Source organism: Mycobacterium asiaticum (assembly GCF_001673365.1).
In the GTDB taxonomy this organism is placed as follows: domain Bacteria; phylum Actinomycetota; class Actinomycetes; order Mycobacteriales; family Mycobacteriaceae; genus Mycobacterium; species Mycobacterium asiaticum_A.
This window is the reverse complement of sequence record NZ_LZLS01000064.1, coordinates 1-15,827: the sequence shown is the minus strand read 5'-3', so window position 1 is coordinate 15,827 and position 15,827 is coordinate 1. Positions and strand designations below refer to the sequence as shown.

The following is a 15,827-nucleotide window of genomic DNA, read 5'->3' as shown; positions in this document are numbered from 1 at the left end:
TCCACAAACTTGGGATTGAGGTGCTGCAGTGACGACACCAGCGCAAGACGCGCCGTTGGTGTTTCCCGCTGTTGCGTTCCGTCCCGTGCGGCTGTTTCTCATCTGCCTCGGGGTGAGTGCGGTGGCGACGTTGATTGCCGCTTACGCCGGCCACCCGATCGTCGGGGCGTTCTTTGGAATCGGGTTGCTGCTGGGTTTGCTCAACGCCCTCATGGTGCGCCGCTCGGTCGAGTCGATCACCGCGCGTGATCATCCGCTGAAGCGGTCGATGGCCATCAATTCGGCGTCGCGCATCGCGATCATCACCATCCTGGCGCTGATCATTGCGTTCACTTTCCGGCCCGAAGGGTTGGGCGTGGTGTTTGGTTTGGCGCTCTTCCAGGTAATTCTGGTGGCGTCGACGGCGCTGCCGGTGTGGAAGAAATTGCGGACCGGCGACCCGGATGGCCAACAAGGGGCAGTACTGACCGGATCGGAAGGCACGGAAAGGGGCGCCGGCGATGACTGAGTCGATCCTGGCCGAAGGCGCAATTGAGGTCGGCCATCACGACACCGCCACCTGGTTTGGCCTGACGGTCAACACCGACACAGTGCTATCGACAGGGATCGCCGCGTTGATCGTGATCGCGCTGGCGTTCTGGTTGCGCAGCAAGGTCACCTCGAGTGACGTGCCGGGTGGCGTGCAGTTGTTCTTCGAGGCGATCACCATTCAGATGCGAGGCCAGGTCGAGGCCGCAATCGGGATGCGGATCGCACCTTTCGTCCTGCCGCTGGCCGTGACGATCTTCGTCTTCATCCTGATTTCCAACTGGCTGTCGGTGTTGCCGCTGCAGTACCAAAACCACGAGGGCAAAACCAGCGAGTTGCTCAAGTCGGCGGCGGCCGACATCAATTACGTACTCGCCCTGGCTCTGTTTGTCTTTGTCTGCTATCACGCGGCGGGAATCTGGCGCCGCGGCATCGTCGGGCACCCAATCAAGGTGGTCAAGGGCCACGTGGCGATCTTGGCGCCGATCAATGTCGTAGAAGAACTGGCGAAGCCAATCTCGTTGTCGCTCCGACTTTTCGGCAACATCTTCGCCGGTGGCATCCTGGTCGCCCTGATCGCGATGTTCCCGCCTTACGTCCTGTGGCTGCCGAATGCGATCTGGAAATCGTTCGACTTGTTCGTCGGCGCGATTCAGGCGTTTATCTTTGCGCTGCTGACGATCCTGTACTTCAGCCAAGCGATGGAACTAGAAGAAGACCACCACTAAAAAAATCCTGGTGCACCGTCACCAGAGTTATCAAGGAGGATAAGAATGGACCCCACTATCGCAGCCGGCGCCCTCATCGGCGGTGGACTGATCATGGCCGGTGGCGCCATCGGCGCCGGTATCGGTGACGGTGTCGCGGGTAACGCGCTGATTTCCGGTGTGGCCCGTCAGCCCGAGGCGCAGGGACGGCTGTTCACCCCGTTCTTCATCACCGTCGGTCTGGTCGAGGCGGCCTACTTCATCAACCTGGCGTTCATGGCGCTGTTCGTATTTGCCACGCCCGTCAAGTAATTAGGTTGTGACGGGTCCAATGAGCGGCACGAGCTCGCTTGCTTCGGCTGTGCGTTTCACAGCGGAGGAAGGCGGTCAAAGCAACTTCCTCATTCCTAACGGCACCTTTTTCTTCGTGCTGGCCATCTTCCTGACGGTGCTCGGGGTAATCGGCAAGTGGGTTGTGCCGCCAATCCTGAAGGTGCTCAAGGAACGCGACGCGATGGTCGCGAAGACGCAGTCCGACAGCAAGAAAGCGGCCGAGCAGTTCGCCGCCGCCGACGCCGACTACGAAGAGGCCATGAAGGAAGCCCGGCTCGAAGCCGGTTCGTATCGTGACAACGCTCGGACCGAAGGCCGCAAGGTCATCGACGGCGCCCGCGCCAAGGCCGAGCAGCAGGTGGCCGAGGCGCTGGCGCAGGCCAACGAGCAATTGAAGCGGGAGCGCGACGCCGTGGAAATGGATCTGCGCCAAAACGTCGGAGCGATGTCGGCGACGCTGGCTAGTCGGATCCTCGGAGTCGAAGTCACCCCTACAGCTGCGACGTCGAAGGCGACTTCAGGAGGGGCGAGGTAGCCACCACATGTCGACATTTATCGGACAGCTGATCGGATTCGCGGCCATCGTGCTGCTGGTCTGGCGATTCGTCGTGCCACCCGTGCGCAGACTGATGACCGAACGCCAAGAGATGGTGCGGCAACAGTTGAAAGATTCGGAAAAGGCAGCCAAGCGCCTCACCGATTCGACGACGGCGCACAGCAAGGCCGTGCAGACCGCCAAGGAAGAGGCTGAGCGCCTAGTCGAAGAGGCCAAAGCTGACTCCGAACGGATCTCGGAACAGATGCGGGCGCAGGCCGAGTCCGAGGCGGAACGCATCACGGTGCAGGGGACCCGGCAGACCGAACTGCTGCGGACGCAGCTGACCCGGCAGCTCCGGCTGGAGCTCGGCCACGAAAGTGTGCGTCAGGCGCGCGAATTGGTGCGCAACTACGTCGCCGACGAGGAGCAGCAGGCCGCCACCGTCGATCGCTTCCTGGACGAACTCGACGATATGGCGCCGGAAGCCGCCGAGGTCGAGTACCCACTGCTGGCCAAGATGCGCTCGGCCAGCCGGCGCGCGGTGGGCAGCGTGGTGGACCAGTTCGAGACGATCGCGAAAGATCTCGACAAGCAGGGGCTGACCAAGCTTGCCGACGAGCTCGTGTCGGTAGCCAAGCTGCTGCACAACGAAGTCGTGGTTACCCGGTATCTCACTGTGCCCGCTGAAGATTCAGCACCGCGGGTGCGGTTGGTCGAACAGATCCTGGAAGGCAAGGTTGGCGATGCCACCCTCGACATCCTGCGCGCCGCCGTCTCCGAACGTTGGTCGGCCAACAACGACCTGATCGACGCGATAGAACACGTGTCGCGCCAGGCTCTGCTCGAGGTCGCCGACCAGGACGGCAAGATCGACGACGTCGAAGACCAACTGTTCCGCTTCTCCCGCATCATCGACACCCAGCCCCGGCTTGCCATCCTGCTGGGTGACCAGACCACCCCCGCCGAGGGGCGAGTCAAGTTGTTGCAGAAGGTGCTCAAGAGTTCCAGCGGTCAGGTCAGCCCGGTCGTGGCAAATCTGTTGTCCCACACCGTGGAGCTGTTGAGAGGTCAGCCCGCCAACGAGGCCGTGCAGTTCCTGGCCGAAGTTGCAGTGGCCCGCCGCGGCGAAGTCGTCGCGCAGGTTACCGCTGCGGCCGACCTCAGCGATGCCCAGCGCACGCGTCTTACCGACGTGCTGAGCCGCATCTACGGACACCCGGTGGCGATCCAGCTGCAGATTGACGCCGAACTGCTTGGTGGCCTGTTGATCTCCGTGGGCGACGAGGTGATCGACGGCTCGCTCAAGTCACGGTTGGCCGCCGCCCAGGCGCAGCTACCCGACTGAAAACACGAACAAGCCAGCACAAACCTTAAGTAGGAAGACGAAAAGCCATGGCCGACTTGACAATTTCCGCTGATGACATTCAGAGCGCGATCGAGGAGTACGTAAAGTCCTTCAGCTCGGACACCTCCCGGGAGGAGGTCGGTACGGTCGTCGACGCCGGGGACGGTATCGCGCACGTCGAGGGCCTGCCGTCGGTGATGACGCAGGAACTGCTGGAATTCACCGGCGGTGTCCTCGGCGTCGCACTGAACCTGGACGAGCACAGCGTCGGCGCCGTGATCCTGGGTGACTTCGAGAAGATCGAAGAGGGCCAGCAGGTCAAGCGCACCGGTGATGTGCTGTCGGTGCCGGTCGGCGATGCGTTCCTGGGCCGGGTGGTCAACCCGCTCGGTCAACCGATCGACGGTGGCGGCGACATCGAGACCGACACCCGACGGGCGCTGGAGTTGCAGGCGCCGTCGGTGGTGGAGCGCCAAAGTGTGAAAGAGCCACTGCAGACAGGCATCAAGGCCATCGACGCGATGACCCCGATCGGCCGTGGCCAGCGTCAGCTGATCATCGGTGACCGCAAGACCGGCAAGACCGCGGTCTGCGTCGACACCATCCTCAACCAGCGCCAGAACTGGGAGACGGGCGACGAAAAGAAGCAGGTGCGCTGCGTCTACGTAGCTATTGGCCAAAAGGGCACCACCATCGCTTCGGTCCGGCGTGCGCTGGACGAAGGTGGCGCGATGGACTACACCACCATCGTCGCTGCGCCCGCATCCGACTCTGCCGGCTTCAAATGGCTTGCGCCGTATACGGGTTCGGCCATCGCCCAGCACTGGATGTATGAGGGCAAGCATGTATTGATCGTCTTCGACGACTTGACCAAGCAGGCCGAGGCATACCGTGCCATCTCGTTGCTGCTGCGCCGTCCGCCCGGCCGCGAGGCCTACCCGGGCGACGTGTTCTACCTGCACTCCCGGCTGCTGGAGCGCTGTGCGAAGTTGTCCGACGAGCTCGGCGGTGGTTCGTTGACCGGACTGCCGATCATCGAGACCAAGGCCAACGACATTTCGGCCTACATCCCGACCAACGTCATCTCGATCACCGACGGCCAGTGCTTCCTGGAAAGTGACTTGTTCAACCAGGGCGTCCGGCCGGCGATCAACGTCGGTGTGTCGGTGTCCCGAGTCGGCGGCGCGGCACAGATCAAGGCGATGAAAGAGGTGGCAGGAAGTCTCCGCCTGGACCTGTCGCAGTACCGCGAACTGGAATCCTTCGCCGCGTTTGCTTCTGACCTGGACGACACGTCGAAGAAGCAGCTGGAGCGTGGTGAACGCCTGGTCGAGCTGCTCAAGCAACCGCAGTTCGCGCCACTGCCCGTCGAGGAGCAGGTGGTTTCGATCTTCCTGGGCACCGGTGGCCACCTGGACTCGGTACCAGTGGACGACGTCAAACGGTTCGAGGCCGAACTGCTGGACCACATGCGGGCATCGGAGGAGAAGTTCCTCGAAGGCATCCGCTCGAGTCAGAAGCTGGGTGAAGAAGAGGAAGAGAAGCTCACCGAGATAATCAACCACTTCAAGAAGGGCTTCGCGGCGAGCTCCGGGGAGTCGGTGGTACCCGACGAACACGTCGAGGCCTTGGACGAAGAGGAACTCGGCAAGGAGTCGGTGCAGGTCAAGAAGGAAAAGCCAAAGAAGCCCAAGAAGGACAAGAAGTAGCTACCAATGGCTGCCACACTTCGCGAACTACGCGGGCGGATTAAGTCCGCCGGGTCGATCAAGAAGATCACCAAGGCCCAGGAACTGATTGCGACATCGCGCATCGGAAGGGCGCAGGCTCGGCTGGAAGCCGCGCGGCCCTACGCCTTTCACATCACCACGATGCTCTCCACGTTGTCCGCTGAAGCCGCGCTGGACCATCCGCTGCTGGTCGAGCGGGCCGAGCCCAAGCGCGCTGGCGTTCTGGTGCTCAGTTCCGACCGTGGACTGTGCGGCGCATACAACTCGAGCATCTTCCGTCGCTCCGAGGAGCTCTTTTCCCTGCTGCGAGACGAGGGCAAGGAGCCGGTGATCTACACGGTGGGCCGGAAAGCCTTGAACTACTTCTCATTTCGTAATTGGGACATCAAAGAGTCCTGGACCGGCTTCTCCGAGCAACCCAAGGTCGAGAACGCCACCGAGATTGGCGAGACCTTGGTTTCTGCCTTCATGGCCGGCACCGATGACGACGACGAATCCGACAGCCAGCTCGACGAGGACACCGGTGTCGACGAATTGCACATCGTCTACTCGGAATTCAAGTCGATGATGTCGCAGACGGCAGTTGCGCACCGGATCGCTCCGTTGGTAGTGGAGTACGTCGAAGAAGAAGACACCGGACCGCACACCCTCTACTCGTTCGAGCCCGATGCGACGACGCTGTTCGACGCGCTACTGCCGCGGTACTTAACCACGCGGGTGTACGCGGCGCTGCTCGAATCGGCAGCCTCGGAATTGGCTTCGCGCCAGCGCGCGATGAAATCGGCCACCGACAACGCCGACGACCTCATCAAGGATCTGACGCTGCAAGCGAATCGCGAGCGGCAGGCCCAAATCACCCAAGAGATCAGCGAAATCGTCGGTGGCGCAAACGCGCTCGCCGACGCCTCCAAATAGGCCCCACGAGGAAGCGAAGAGAGTATGGCTGCGACATCAGAAGCTACTGAGAAGAAGGACAAGAAGTCGGGAAGCTCCGACACCAACGGTCGCGTGGTTCGGATCACCGGCCCCGTCGTCGACGTCGAGTTTCCGCGTGGTTCCGTTCCGGAATTGTTCAACGCGTTGCACGCCGACATCCCATTCGAGTCGCTGAAGAAGACCCTCACCTTGGAGGTGGCGCAGCACCTCGGCGACAACCTGGTGCGCACGATTTCCATGCAGCCCACCGACGGTCTGGTCCGTGGCACCGAGGTCAGCGACACTGGAGACTCGATCTCGGTACCGGTTGGTGAGAAGGTCAAGGGCCACGTATTCAACGCGCTGGGGTACTGCCTCGATGACCCTGGTTACGGAGAAGACTTCGACCACTGGTCGATTCACCGCAAGCCGCCGGCGTTCGAAGACCTCGAACCGCGTACCGAGATGCTCGAGACCGGCCTCAAGGTCGTCGACCTGCTGACTCCCTACGTGCGTGGCGGCAAGATCGCCCTGTTCGGTGGTGCCGGCGTGGGCAAGACGGTGCTCATCCAGGAGATGATCAACCGTATTGCGCGAAACTTCGGTGGTACTTCGGTTTTCGCCGGGGTGGGGGAGCGCACCCGTGAGGGCAACGACCTGTGGGTCGAACTCAAGGAAGCCGACGTGCTCAAGGACACCGCCTTGGTGTTCGGCCAGATGGACGAGCCGCCCGGCACCCGTATGCGGGTGGCGCTGTCCGCGCTGACCATGGCCGAGTGGTTCCGCGACGAAGCCGGCCAGGACGTGCTGTTGTTCATCGACAACATCTTCCGGTTCACCCAGGCCGGCTCGGAGGTGTCGACGCTGCTCGGTCGGATGCCTTCCGCGGTGGGCTACCAGCCGACGCTGGCCGACGAGATGGGTGAGTTGCAGGAACGGATCACCTCGACGCGAGGCAAGTCGATTACCTCCATGCAGGCCGTCTACGTGCCCGCCGACGACTACACCGACCCGGCGCCGGCGACCACCTTCGCCCACCTGGACGCCACCACCGAGCTGTCGCGTTCGGTGTTCTCCAAGGGCATCTTCCCGGCGGTGGACCCGCTGGCTTCGAGCTCGACCATTTTGGACCCGAGCGTCGTGGGCGACGAGCACTACCGGGTGGCCCAGGAGGTCATTCGAATCCTGCAGCGCTACAAGGACCTTCAGGACATCATCGCGATCCTCGGTATCGACGAACTGTCCGAAGAGGACAAGCAGTTGGTCAACCGGGCCCGGCGCATCGAGCGGTTCCTGTCGCAGAACATGATGGCGGCCGAACAGTTCACCGGCCAGCCGGGTTCGACGGTCCCGGTGAAGGAAACGATCGAGGCCTTCGACAAGCTGGCCAAGGGCGACTTCGACCATGTGCCCGAGCAGGCCTTCTTCCTGATCGGTGGACTCGACGACCTGGCCAAGAAGGCGGAGACCTTCGACGTCAAGCTCTAGTATCCGGCTGAATCGAAAGGTGGTGTGGCATGGCTGAATTGAACGTTCAGATCGTTGCCGTCGACCGGGAGATCTGGTCGGGTGAGGCGACGTTCCTCTTCACCCGCACGACGGCGGGGGAGATCGGCATTTTGCCCCATCACATTCCCCTGGTCGCGCAGTTGGTCGAGGACGCAATGGTGCGTGTCGAACGAGAAGGCGACGAAGACCTGCGGATCGCGGTCGACGGCGGCTTTCTGACGGTGACCGAAGACGGCGTCAGCGTCCTGGCCGAGTCGGCAGAATTCGAGAAGGACATCGACGAGAGCGCGGCGAGGCAGGATTCGGAGTCCGACGACGAGAAGACCGCCGCTCGGGGTCGCGCGAGATTGCGCGCCCTCGGCGCGATCGACTGATTCGTCAGATGAGCGCGCCCATGATCGGCATGGCCGTGCTCTGCATCGTGTTGGGGATCGCAGTCCTCGGCCTGAGTTTTCGGCTGTGGAAACTGCGTCAGGGTGGGACCGCGGCCATTATGCGTGACATCCCGGCGGTTGGTGGCCATGGCTGGCGTCACGGTGTGATCCGCTATCGCGGCGGAGAGGCCGCGTTCTACCGGTTGTCCAGCGTGCGGCTGTGGCCGGATCGTCGGTTGAGCAGGCGTGGGGTGGAGGTCGTCGCCAGGCGTGCACCACGAGGCGACGAGTTCGACATCATGACCGACGAGATCGTCGTCCTCGAGTTGCGCGATACCACCCAGGAGCGCTGCCTGGGTTATGAAATCGCTTTGGACCGAGGCGCTTTGACCGCATTCCAGTCATGGCTGGAATCCCGCCCGTCGCCGCGCGCCCGTCGGCGCAGCGTCTAGGCCGACCCGTCCCTACCGCCACCCGGGCGCCACAGCACGTCGCCGTCCGGGTTGGCCAACCGGGACAGGATGAACAACAGATCCGAGAGTCGGTTGAGGTACTTCGCGGGCAATACACTTACCCCGTCCGGATTGGCGGCTACGGCGGACCACGCCGAGCGCTCGGCCCGTCGCACCACGGTGCGTGCCACGTGCAGCAATGCCGACAGCGGTGAACCACCGGGCAGCACAAAGGAATTCAGCGCGGGCAGACCTTCGTTGTAGGTGTCACACCAACCTTCGAGGCGATCGATATAGGGCTGGGTGACGCGCAGCGGCGGATACTTTGGGTTTTCTACAACGGGAGTCGACAGGTCCGCGCCGGCATCGAAGAGGTCGTTCTGGATCTGCCGCAGTACCTCGGCAAGCTGATCGTTCGGCCCGCCCAGCGCAATGGCCACGCCGATCGCCGAATTGGCCTCGTCGCAATCCGCGTAGGCCACCAGGCGCGCATCGGTTTTGGCGACGCGTGAGAAATCGCTCAATCCCGTCGTGCCGTCGTCGCCGGTGCGGGTGTATATGCGGGTCAGATGGACTGCCATAGGCAAACCGTACCCGGCTGACCGGGTCGGCTGACTGACAAGGCGATACCGCTTTACTAGACTTGCCCGGGTGGCGGAGCGATTCGTGGTGACTGGTGGCAACCGGTTGTCCGGCGAAGTCGCTGTCGGTGGCGCCAAGAACAGCGTGCTGAAGCTGATGGCCGCGACCCTGCTGGCCGAAGGCACCAGCACGATCACCAACTGTCCGGACATTCTGGATGTTCCGCTGATGGCCGAGGTGCTGCGCGGCTTGGGCGCCACCGTCGAACTCGACGGCGACGTTGCCCGAATCACCTCGCCGGACGAACCCAAGTACGACGCCGACTTCGCCGCGGTGCGCCAGTTCCGGGCGTCAGTCTGTGTCTTGGGACCGTTGGTTGGTCGGTGTAAGAAGGCCAGGGTCGCGCTCCCCGGCGGTGACGCGATCGGATCACGGCCGCTCGACATGCACCAGGCCGGTCTGCGTCAACTGGGCGCGCAGTGCAATATCGAGCACGGCTGCGTGGTCGCACAGGCAGATACGTTGCGCGGAGCCGAGATTCAGCTGGAGTTCCCCTCGGTGGGGGCTACCGAAAACATTTTGATGGCCGCGGTGGTGGCCGAAGGTGTGACCACCATCCACAATGCGGCGCGCGAACCTGACGTCGTGGACCTGTGCACGATGTTGAACCAGATGGGTGCCAAGGTCGAGGGTGCCGGTTCGCCGACGATGACCATTACCGGAGTGCCGCGACTGCATCCGACCGAACATCGCGTCATCGGTGACCGCATCGTGGCCGCGACGTGGGGGATCGCCGCGGCGATGACCCGCGGCGACATCACCGTGACGGGAATAGATCCCTCCCATCTGCAGTTGGTACTGCACAAGCTGCATGACGCGGGAGCCACCGTCACTCAGACCGACGACAGTTTCCGCATCGCTCAATACGAGCGACCCAAGGCCGTCAATGTCGCGACCCTGCCGTTTCCCGGGTTCCCGACTGACTTGCAGCCCATGGCGATTGCGCTCGCATCGATCGCCGACGGCACTTCGATGATCACCGAGAACGTGTTCGAGGCACGGTTTCGATTCGTCGAGGAAATGATCCGGCTCGGAGCGGATGCCCGCACCGACGGGCACCACGCCGTGGTGCGCGGTCTGCCCCAATTGTCGAGTGCCCCGGTGTGGTGTTCGGACATCCGCGCCGGCGCCGGCCTGGTGCTGGCAGGCCTTGTGGCAGACGGAGATACCGAGGTCCACGACGTTTTCCACATCGACCGCGGCTACCCGTTGTTCGTTGAGAACCTGGCGATTTTGGGCGCCGAGATCGAGCGGGTACAGTAGCGAGTGTTCAACGCCCACCAGGCGCGATCACTCCCCAAAAGATGATCGAAACCGGGGCCTTGACTCTCCTGCCGGATCTGTATTAAGCTGGCAGGGTTGCCCCGAAGCGGGCGAAACAAAAGCAAGAAGTGTTGTTTGAGAACTCAATAGTGTGTTTGGTGTTTTGTTTGTTGTTGTTTTTTTGACTACATCCAACACTCCCCGTGTGTGGGTGTAGTCGCATTTTTTTAGATGCCAGTTTTGGCGTCTTTTTGTTAGATCAGATTTTCTCTGATTGTAAATTCACCTCGTTAGCGAGGGGTTTTTGTTTGGAGAGTTTGATTCTGGCTCAGGACGAACGCTGGCGGCGTGCTTAACACATGCAAGTCGAACGGTAAGGCCCTTCGGGGTACACGAGTGGCGAACGGGTGAGTAACACGTGGGTAATCTGCCCTGCACATCGGGATAAGCCTGGGAAACTGGGTCTAATACCGAATAGGACCACATAACACATGTTTTGTGGTGGAAAGCTTTTGCGGTGTGGGATGGGCCCGCGGCCTATCAGCTTGTTGGTGGGGTGATAGCCCACCAAGGCGACGACGGGTAGCCGGCCTGAGAGGGTGTCCGGCCACACTGGGACTGAGATACGGCCCAGACTCCTACGGGAGGCAGCAGTGGGGAATATTGCACAATGGGCGAAAGCCTGATGCAGCGACGCCGCGTGGGGGATGACGGCCTTCGGGTTGTAAACCTCTTTCAGCAGGGACGAAGCGCAAGTGACGGTACCTGCAGAAGAAGCACCGGCCAACTACGTGCCAGCAGCCGCGGTAATACGTAGGGTGCGAGCGTTGTCCGGAATTACTGGGCGTAAAGAGCTCGTAGGTGGTTTGTCGCGTTGTTCGTGAAATCTCACGGCTTAACTGTGAGCGTGCGGGCGATACGGGCAGACTTGAGTACTGCAGGGGAGACTGGAATTCCTGGTGTAGCGGTGGAATGCGCAGATATCAGGAGGAACACCGGTGGCGAAGGCGGGTCTCTGGGCAGTAACTGACGCTGAGGAGCGAAAGCGTGGGGAGCGAACAGGATTAGATACCCTGGTAGTCCACGCCGTAAACGGTGGGTACTAGGTGTGGGTTTCCTTCCTTGGGATCCGTGCCGTAGCTAACGCATTAAGTACCCCGCCTGGGGAGTACGGCCGCAAGGCTAAAACTCAAAGAAATTGACGGGGGCCCGCACAAGCGGCGGAGCATGTGGATTAATTCGATGCAACGCGAAGAACCTTACCTGGGTTTGACATGCACAGGACGCCGGCAGAGATGTCGGTTCCCTTGTGGCCTGTGTGCAGGTGGTGCATGGCTGTCGTCAGCTCGTGTCGTGAGATGTTGGGTTAAGTCCCGCAACGAGCGCAACCCTTGTCTCATGTTGCCAGCGGGTAATGCCGGGGACTCGTGAGAGACTGCCGGGGTCAACTCGGAGGAAGGTGGGGATGACGTCAAGTCATCATGCCCCTTATGTCCAGGGCTTCACACATGCTACAATGGCCGGTACAAAGGGCTGCGATGCCGCGAGGCTTAGCGAATCCTTTTAAAGCCGGTCTCAGTTCGGATCGGGGTCTGCAACTCGACCCCGTGAAGTCGGAGTCGCTAGTAATCGCAGATCAGCAACGCTGCGGTGAATACGTTCCCGGGCCTTGTACACACCGCCCGTCACGTCATGAAAGTCGGTAACACCCGAAGCCAGTGGCCTAACCCTTTGGGAGGGAGCTGTCGAAGGTGGGATCGGCGATTGGGACGAAGTCGTAACAAGGTAGCCGTACCGGAAGGTGCGGCTGGATCACCTCCTTTCTAAGGAGCACCACGAAAAGCACCCCAACTGGTGGGGTGCAAGCCGTGTGGAGTTCTCGTCTGTAGTGGACGAGGGCTTGGTGCACAACAACAAGCAAGCCAGACACACTATTGGGTCCTGAGACAACACTCGGGCGCTAGCACGAAGTGTTGTCCCTCCATCTTGGTGGTGGGGTGTGGTGTTTGAGAACTGGATAGTGGTTGCGAGCATCAACTGATCGCGTCGCCGTTCGCGGTGACGTGTTCTTTTGTGCAATTTTATTCTTTGGTTTTTGTAGTGTTTGTAAGTGTCTAAGGGCGCATGGTGGATGCCTTGGCATCGAGAGCCGATGAAGGACGTGGGAGGCTGCGATATGCCTCGGGGAGCTGTCAACCGAGCGTTGATCCGAGGATTTCCGAATGGGGAAACCCAGCACGAGTTATGTCGTGTTACCCGTACCTGAATATATAGGGTACGGGAGGGAACGCGGGGAAGTGAAACATCTCAGTACCCGTAGGAAGAGAAAACAATTGTGATTCCGCTAGTAGTGGCGAGCGAACGCGGAAAATGGCTAAACCGCATGCATGTGATACCGGGTAGGGGTTGTGTGTGCGGGGTTGTGGGAATGATCTTCTCAGCTCTACCTGGCTGAGGGGCAGTAAGAAAGTGTCGTAGTTAGCGGAAGTGGCCTGGGATGGTCTGCCATAGACGGTGAGAGCCCGGTACGCGAAAACTCGACACCTGCCTTGATCAATCTCCCGAGTAGCAGCGAGCCCGTGGAATTTGCTGTGAATCTGCCGGGACCACCCGGTAAGCCTAAATACTTCTCGATGACCGATAGCGGATTAGTACCGTGAGGGAATGGTGAAAAGTACCCCGGGAGGGGAGTGAAAGAGTACCTGAAACCGTGCGCCTACAATCCGTCAGAGCCTCCTTGTGGGGTGATGGCGTGCCTTTTGAAGAATGAGCCTGCGAGTCAGGGACATGTCGCGAGGTTAACCCGTGTGGGGTAGCCGCAGCGAAAGCGAGTCTGAATAGGGCGTATCCCCGTAAGGGGTGTAGTGGCGTGTTCTGGACCCGAAGCGGAGTGATCTACCCATGGCCAGGGTGAAGCGCGGGTAAGACCGCGTGGAGGCCCGAACCCACTTAGGTTGAAGACTGAGGGGATGAGCTGTGGGTAGGGGTGAAAGGCCAATCAAACTCCGTGATAGCTGGTTCTCCCCGAAATGCATTTAGGTGCAGCGTTGCGTGGTTCACCACGGAGGTAGAGCTACTGGATGGCCGATGGGCCCTACTAGGTTACTGACGTCAGCCAAACTCCGAATGCCGTGGTGTCAAGCGTGGCAGTGAGACGGCGGGGGATAAGCTCCGTACGTCGAGAGGGAAACAGCCCAGATCGCCGGCTAAGGCCCCAAAGCGTGTGCTAAGTGGAAAAGGATGTGCAGTCGCAGAGACAACCAGGAGGTTGGCTTAGAAGCAGCCACCCTTGAAAGAGTGCGTAATAGCTCACTGGTCAAGTGATTGTGCGCCGATAATGTAGCGGGGCTCAAGCACACCGCCGAAGCCGCGGCACATCTACGTATGTAGGTGTGGGTAGGGGAGCGTCCCTCACTCAGCGAAGCTGTCGGGTAACCGATGGTGGAGGGTGGGGGAGTGAGAATGCAGGCATGAGTAGCGAATAGGCAAGTGAGAACCTTGCCCGCCGAAAGACCAAGGGTTCCTGGGCCAGGCCAGTCCGCCCAGGGTGAGTCGGGACCTAAGGCGAGGCCGACAGGCGTAGTCGATGGACAACGGGTTGATATTCCCGTACCCGTGTGTGCGCGCCCGTGATGAATCATCTGTGCTAACCACCCAAATGGTTGCTGATCAATCCCTTCGGGGAGCGACGGTAACCGGCTGCGTGGGACCCCGGGTGGTAGTAGTCAAGCGATGGGGTGACGCAGGAAGGTAGCCGTACCAGTCAGTGGTAATACTGGGGCAAGCCCGTAGGGAGAGCGATAGGCAAATCCGTCGCTCATTAATCCTGAGAGGTGACGCATAGCCGATTGAGGCGAATTCGGTGATCCTCTGCTGCCAAGAAAAGCCTCTAGCGAGTTCACACACGGCCCGTACCCCAAACCAACACAGGTGGTCAGGTAGAGAATACCAAGGCGTACGAGATAACTATGGTTAAGGAACTCGGCAAAATGCCCCCGTAACTTCGGGAGAAGGGGGACCGGCATGCCGTGAACACCTTTTCGGTGGGAGCGGAAACCGGTCGCAGAAACCAGTGAGAAGCGACTGTTTACTAAAAACACAGGTCCGTGCGAAGTCGCAAGACGATGTATACGGACTGACGCCTGCCCGGTGCTGGAAGGTTAAGAGGACCCGTTAACTCGTAAGGGTGAAGCGGAGAATTTAAGCCCCAGTAAACGGCGGTGGTAACTATAACCATCCTAAGGTAGCGAAATTCCTTGTCGGGTAAGTTCCGACCTGCACGAATGGCGTAACGACTTCTCAACTGTCTCAACCATAGACTCGGCGAAATTGCACTACGAGTAAAGATGCTCGTTACGCGCGGCAGGACGAAAAGACCCCGGGACCTTCACTATAGCTTGGTATTGTTGTTCGGTACGGTTTGTGTAGGATAGGTGGGAGACTGTGAAACTCTGACGCTAGTTAGAGCGGAGTCGTTGTTGAAATACCACTCTGATCGTATTGGACACCTAACGTCGAACCGTATATCCGGTTCACGGACAGTGCCTGGTGGGTAGTTTAACTGGGGCGGTTGCCTCCTAAAATGTAACGGAGGCGCCCAAAGGTTCCCTCAACCTGGACGGCAATCAGGTGTTGAGTGTAAATGCACAAGGGAGCTTGACTGCGAGACCTACAAGTCAAGCAGGGACGAAAGTCGGGATTAGTGATCCGGCACCTCTGAGTGGAAGGGGTGTCGCTCAACGGATAAAAGGTACCCCGGGGATAACAGGCTGATCTTCCCCAAGAGTCCATATCGACGGGATGGTTTGGCACCTCGATGTCGGCTCGTCGCATCCTGGGGCTGGAGCAGGTCCCAAGGGTTGGGCTGTTCGCCCATTAAAGCGGCACGCGAGCTGGGTTTAGAACGTCGTGAGACAGTTCGGTCTCTATCCGCCGCGCGCGTCAGAAGCTTGAGGAAACCTGTCCCTAGTACGAGAGGACCGGGACGGACGAACCTCTAGTGCACCAGTTGTCTCACCAGGGGCACTGCTGGATAGCTACGTTCGGACAGGATAACCGCTGAAAGCATCTAAGCGGGAAACCTTCTCCAAGATCAGGCTTCTCACCCTCTAGGAGGGATAAGGCCCCCTGCAGAACACAGGATTGATAGGCCAGACCTGGAAGCTCAGTAATGAGTGTAGGGAACTGGCACTAACCGGCCGAAAACTTACCAACACAACCAATCGCAACCACTATCTGTCTCTCGGCATTTGTCGAGGGCACCACACCCCCCACCAACACAAATTTAAATAGAGTTACGGCGGCCACAGCGACAGGGAAACGCCCGGTCCCATCCCGAACCCGGAAGCTAAGCCTGTCAGCGCCGATGATACTGCCCTATTCGGGTGGAAAAGTAGGACACCGCCGAACACACAAAAACACCCCCATTCATTTGGGGGTGTTTTTGCATTTCCATTGCGCGAGCAGACGTAAACGCACCCGGGCGTGCGGG

At 60.3% G+C, this 15,827-nt stretch carries 12 protein-coding genes and 3 rRNA genes; 14 read left to right on the top strand and 1 reads right to left on the bottom strand.

Annotated features, from left to right (window positions below; genetic code table 11):
• The first annotated feature begins 28 nt into the window (after window positions 1–28).
• Genes A5634_RS06660 through A5634_RS06615 form a run of 10 tightly spaced genes read left to right on the top strand, consistent with a single transcriptional unit; the run spans window position 29 to window position 8,431 of the window.
• Entirely contained in the window at window positions 29–508 is a 480-nt protein-coding gene (locus tag A5634_RS06660; RefSeq protein ID WP_065143274.1) for an ATP synthase subunit I, read from the top strand.
• Window positions 501–1,256, top strand: a complete 756-nt coding sequence (gene atpB, locus A5634_RS06655; protein WP_065143273.1) for a F0F1 ATP synthase subunit A — start codon at window positions 501–503, stop codon at window positions 1,254–1,256. The genes A5634_RS06660 and atpB overlap by 8 nt, the downstream gene beginning before the upstream one ends.
• 45 nt (window positions 1,257–1,301) lie before the next feature.
• Complete coding sequence (locus A5634_RS06650) at window positions 1,302–1,547, top strand: F0F1 ATP synthase subunit C (RefSeq protein ID WP_003406686.1); 246 nt, start codon at window positions 1,302–1,304, stop codon at window positions 1,545–1,547.
• Window positions 1,548–1,566: 19 nt separating this feature from the next.
• Window positions 1,567–2,103 carry a F0F1 ATP synthase subunit B gene (locus A5634_RS06645; protein ID WP_065143272.1) on the top strand — a complete coding sequence of 179 codons (537 nt, stop codon included), beginning with the start codon at window positions 1,567–1,569 and terminating at the stop codon, window positions 2,101–2,103.
• A gap of 7 nt (window positions 2,104–2,110) precedes the next feature.
• Window positions 2,111–3,451 carry a F0F1 ATP synthase subunit B/delta gene (locus tag A5634_RS06640; protein ID WP_065143271.1) on the top strand — a complete coding sequence of 447 codons (1,341 nt, stop codon included), beginning with the start codon at window positions 2,111–2,113 and terminating at the stop codon, window positions 3,449–3,451.
• 47 nt (window positions 3,452–3,498) lie between these two features.
• The gene (atpA, locus tag A5634_RS06635) at window positions 3,499–5,160 is read left to right on the top strand and encodes a F0F1 ATP synthase subunit alpha (protein WP_065143270.1); all 1,662 of its coding nucleotides are present in this window, start codon (window positions 3,499–3,501) and stop codon (window positions 5,158–5,160) included.
• Window positions 5,161–5,166: 6 nt separating this feature from the next.
• On the top strand, window positions 5,167–6,096 hold the full coding sequence (locus tag A5634_RS06630) for a F0F1 ATP synthase subunit gamma (protein ID WP_065143269.1): 930 nt from the start codon (window positions 5,167–5,169) through the stop codon (window positions 6,094–6,096).
• A gap of 24 nt (window positions 6,097–6,120) precedes the next feature.
• Window positions 6,121–7,584: a F0F1 ATP synthase subunit beta gene (atpD, locus tag A5634_RS06625; protein ID WP_065143268.1), complete on the top strand. Its 1,464-nt coding sequence runs from the start codon at window positions 6,121–6,123 to the stop codon at window positions 7,582–7,584.
• A 29-nt stretch (window positions 7,585–7,613) separates the two neighbouring features.
• Complete coding sequence (locus A5634_RS06620) at window positions 7,614–7,979, top strand: F0F1 ATP synthase subunit epsilon (RefSeq protein ID WP_065143267.1); 366 nt, start codon at window positions 7,614–7,616, stop codon at window positions 7,977–7,979.
• Window positions 7,980–7,987: 8 nt separating this feature from the next.
• A complete protein-coding gene (locus tag A5634_RS06615; protein ID WP_065143266.1) occupies window positions 7,988–8,431 on the top strand; it encodes a DUF2550 domain-containing protein in 444 nt (147 codons plus the stop codon).
• Here A5634_RS06615 and A5634_RS06610 read toward each other — a convergent pair.
• Window positions 8,428–9,012, bottom strand: a complete 585-nt coding sequence (locus tag A5634_RS06610) for a cob(I)yrinic acid a,c-diamide adenosyltransferase (RefSeq protein ID WP_065143265.1) — start codon at window positions 9,010–9,012, stop codon at window positions 8,428–8,430. The two genes, A5634_RS06615 and A5634_RS06610, sit on opposite strands and share 4 nt — an antisense overlap.
• Before the next feature lie 70 nt (window positions 9,013–9,082).
• Between A5634_RS06610 and murA the strand changes: the two genes are divergently transcribed.
• The 4 genes from murA to rrf all read left to right on the top strand — a co-directional run bounded on the left by murA (window position 9,083) and on the right by rrf (window position 15,745).
• Window positions 9,083–10,336, top strand: coding sequence for a UDP-N-acetylglucosamine 1-carboxyvinyltransferase (gene murA / locus A5634_RS06605; protein ID WP_065143264.1), 1,254 nt, complete (start codon window positions 9,083–9,085; stop codon window positions 10,334–10,336).
• A 305-nt stretch (window positions 10,337–10,641) separates the two neighbouring features.
• Window positions 10,642–12,159, top strand: a 16S ribosomal RNA gene (locus tag A5634_RS06600).
• 281 nt (window positions 12,160–12,440) lie between these two features.
• Window positions 12,441–15,550 (top strand): 23S ribosomal RNA (locus A5634_RS06595).
• Window positions 15,551–15,631: 81 nt separating this feature from the next.
• Window positions 15,632–15,745 (top strand): 5S ribosomal RNA (gene rrf / locus A5634_RS06590).
• The 16S, 23S and 5S rRNA genes sit together here, the layout of an rRNA operon.
• The last annotated feature ends 82 nt before the right edge of the window (window positions 15,746–15,827 follow it).

Bases quoted from the DNA above. Each gene is read 5' to 3' on its own strand.
- atpB (WP_065143273.1), top strand. From the start codon at position 501: ATGACTGAGTCGATCCTGGCCGAAGGCGCAATTGAGGTCGGCCATCAC.
- A5634_RS06650 (WP_003406686.1), top strand. From the start codon at position 1,302: ATGGACCCCACTATCGCAGCCGGCGCCCTCATCGGCGGTGGACTGATC.
- A5634_RS06645 (WP_065143272.1), top strand. From the start codon at position 1,567: ATGAGCGGCACGAGCTCGCTTGCTTCGGCTGTGCGTTTCACAGCGGAG.
- A5634_RS06640 (WP_065143271.1), top strand. From the start codon at position 2,111: ATGTCGACATTTATCGGACAGCTGATCGGATTCGCGGCCATCGTGCTG.
- atpA (WP_065143270.1), top strand. From the start codon at position 3,499: ATGGCCGACTTGACAATTTCCGCTGATGACATTCAGAGCGCGATCGAG.
- A5634_RS06630 (WP_065143269.1), top strand. From the start codon at position 5,167: ATGGCTGCCACACTTCGCGAACTACGCGGGCGGATTAAGTCCGCCGGG.
- atpD (WP_065143268.1), top strand. From the start codon at position 6,121: ATGGCTGCGACATCAGAAGCTACTGAGAAGAAGGACAAGAAGTCGGGA.
- A5634_RS06620 (WP_065143267.1), top strand. From the start codon at position 7,614: ATGGCTGAATTGAACGTTCAGATCGTTGCCGTCGACCGGGAGATCTGG.
- A5634_RS06615 (WP_065143266.1), top strand. From the start codon at position 7,988: ATGAGCGCGCCCATGATCGGCATGGCCGTGCTCTGCATCGTGTTGGGG.
- A5634_RS06610 (WP_065143265.1), bottom strand. From the start codon at position 9,012: ATGGCAGTCCATCTGACCCGCATATACACCCGCACCGGCGACGACGGC.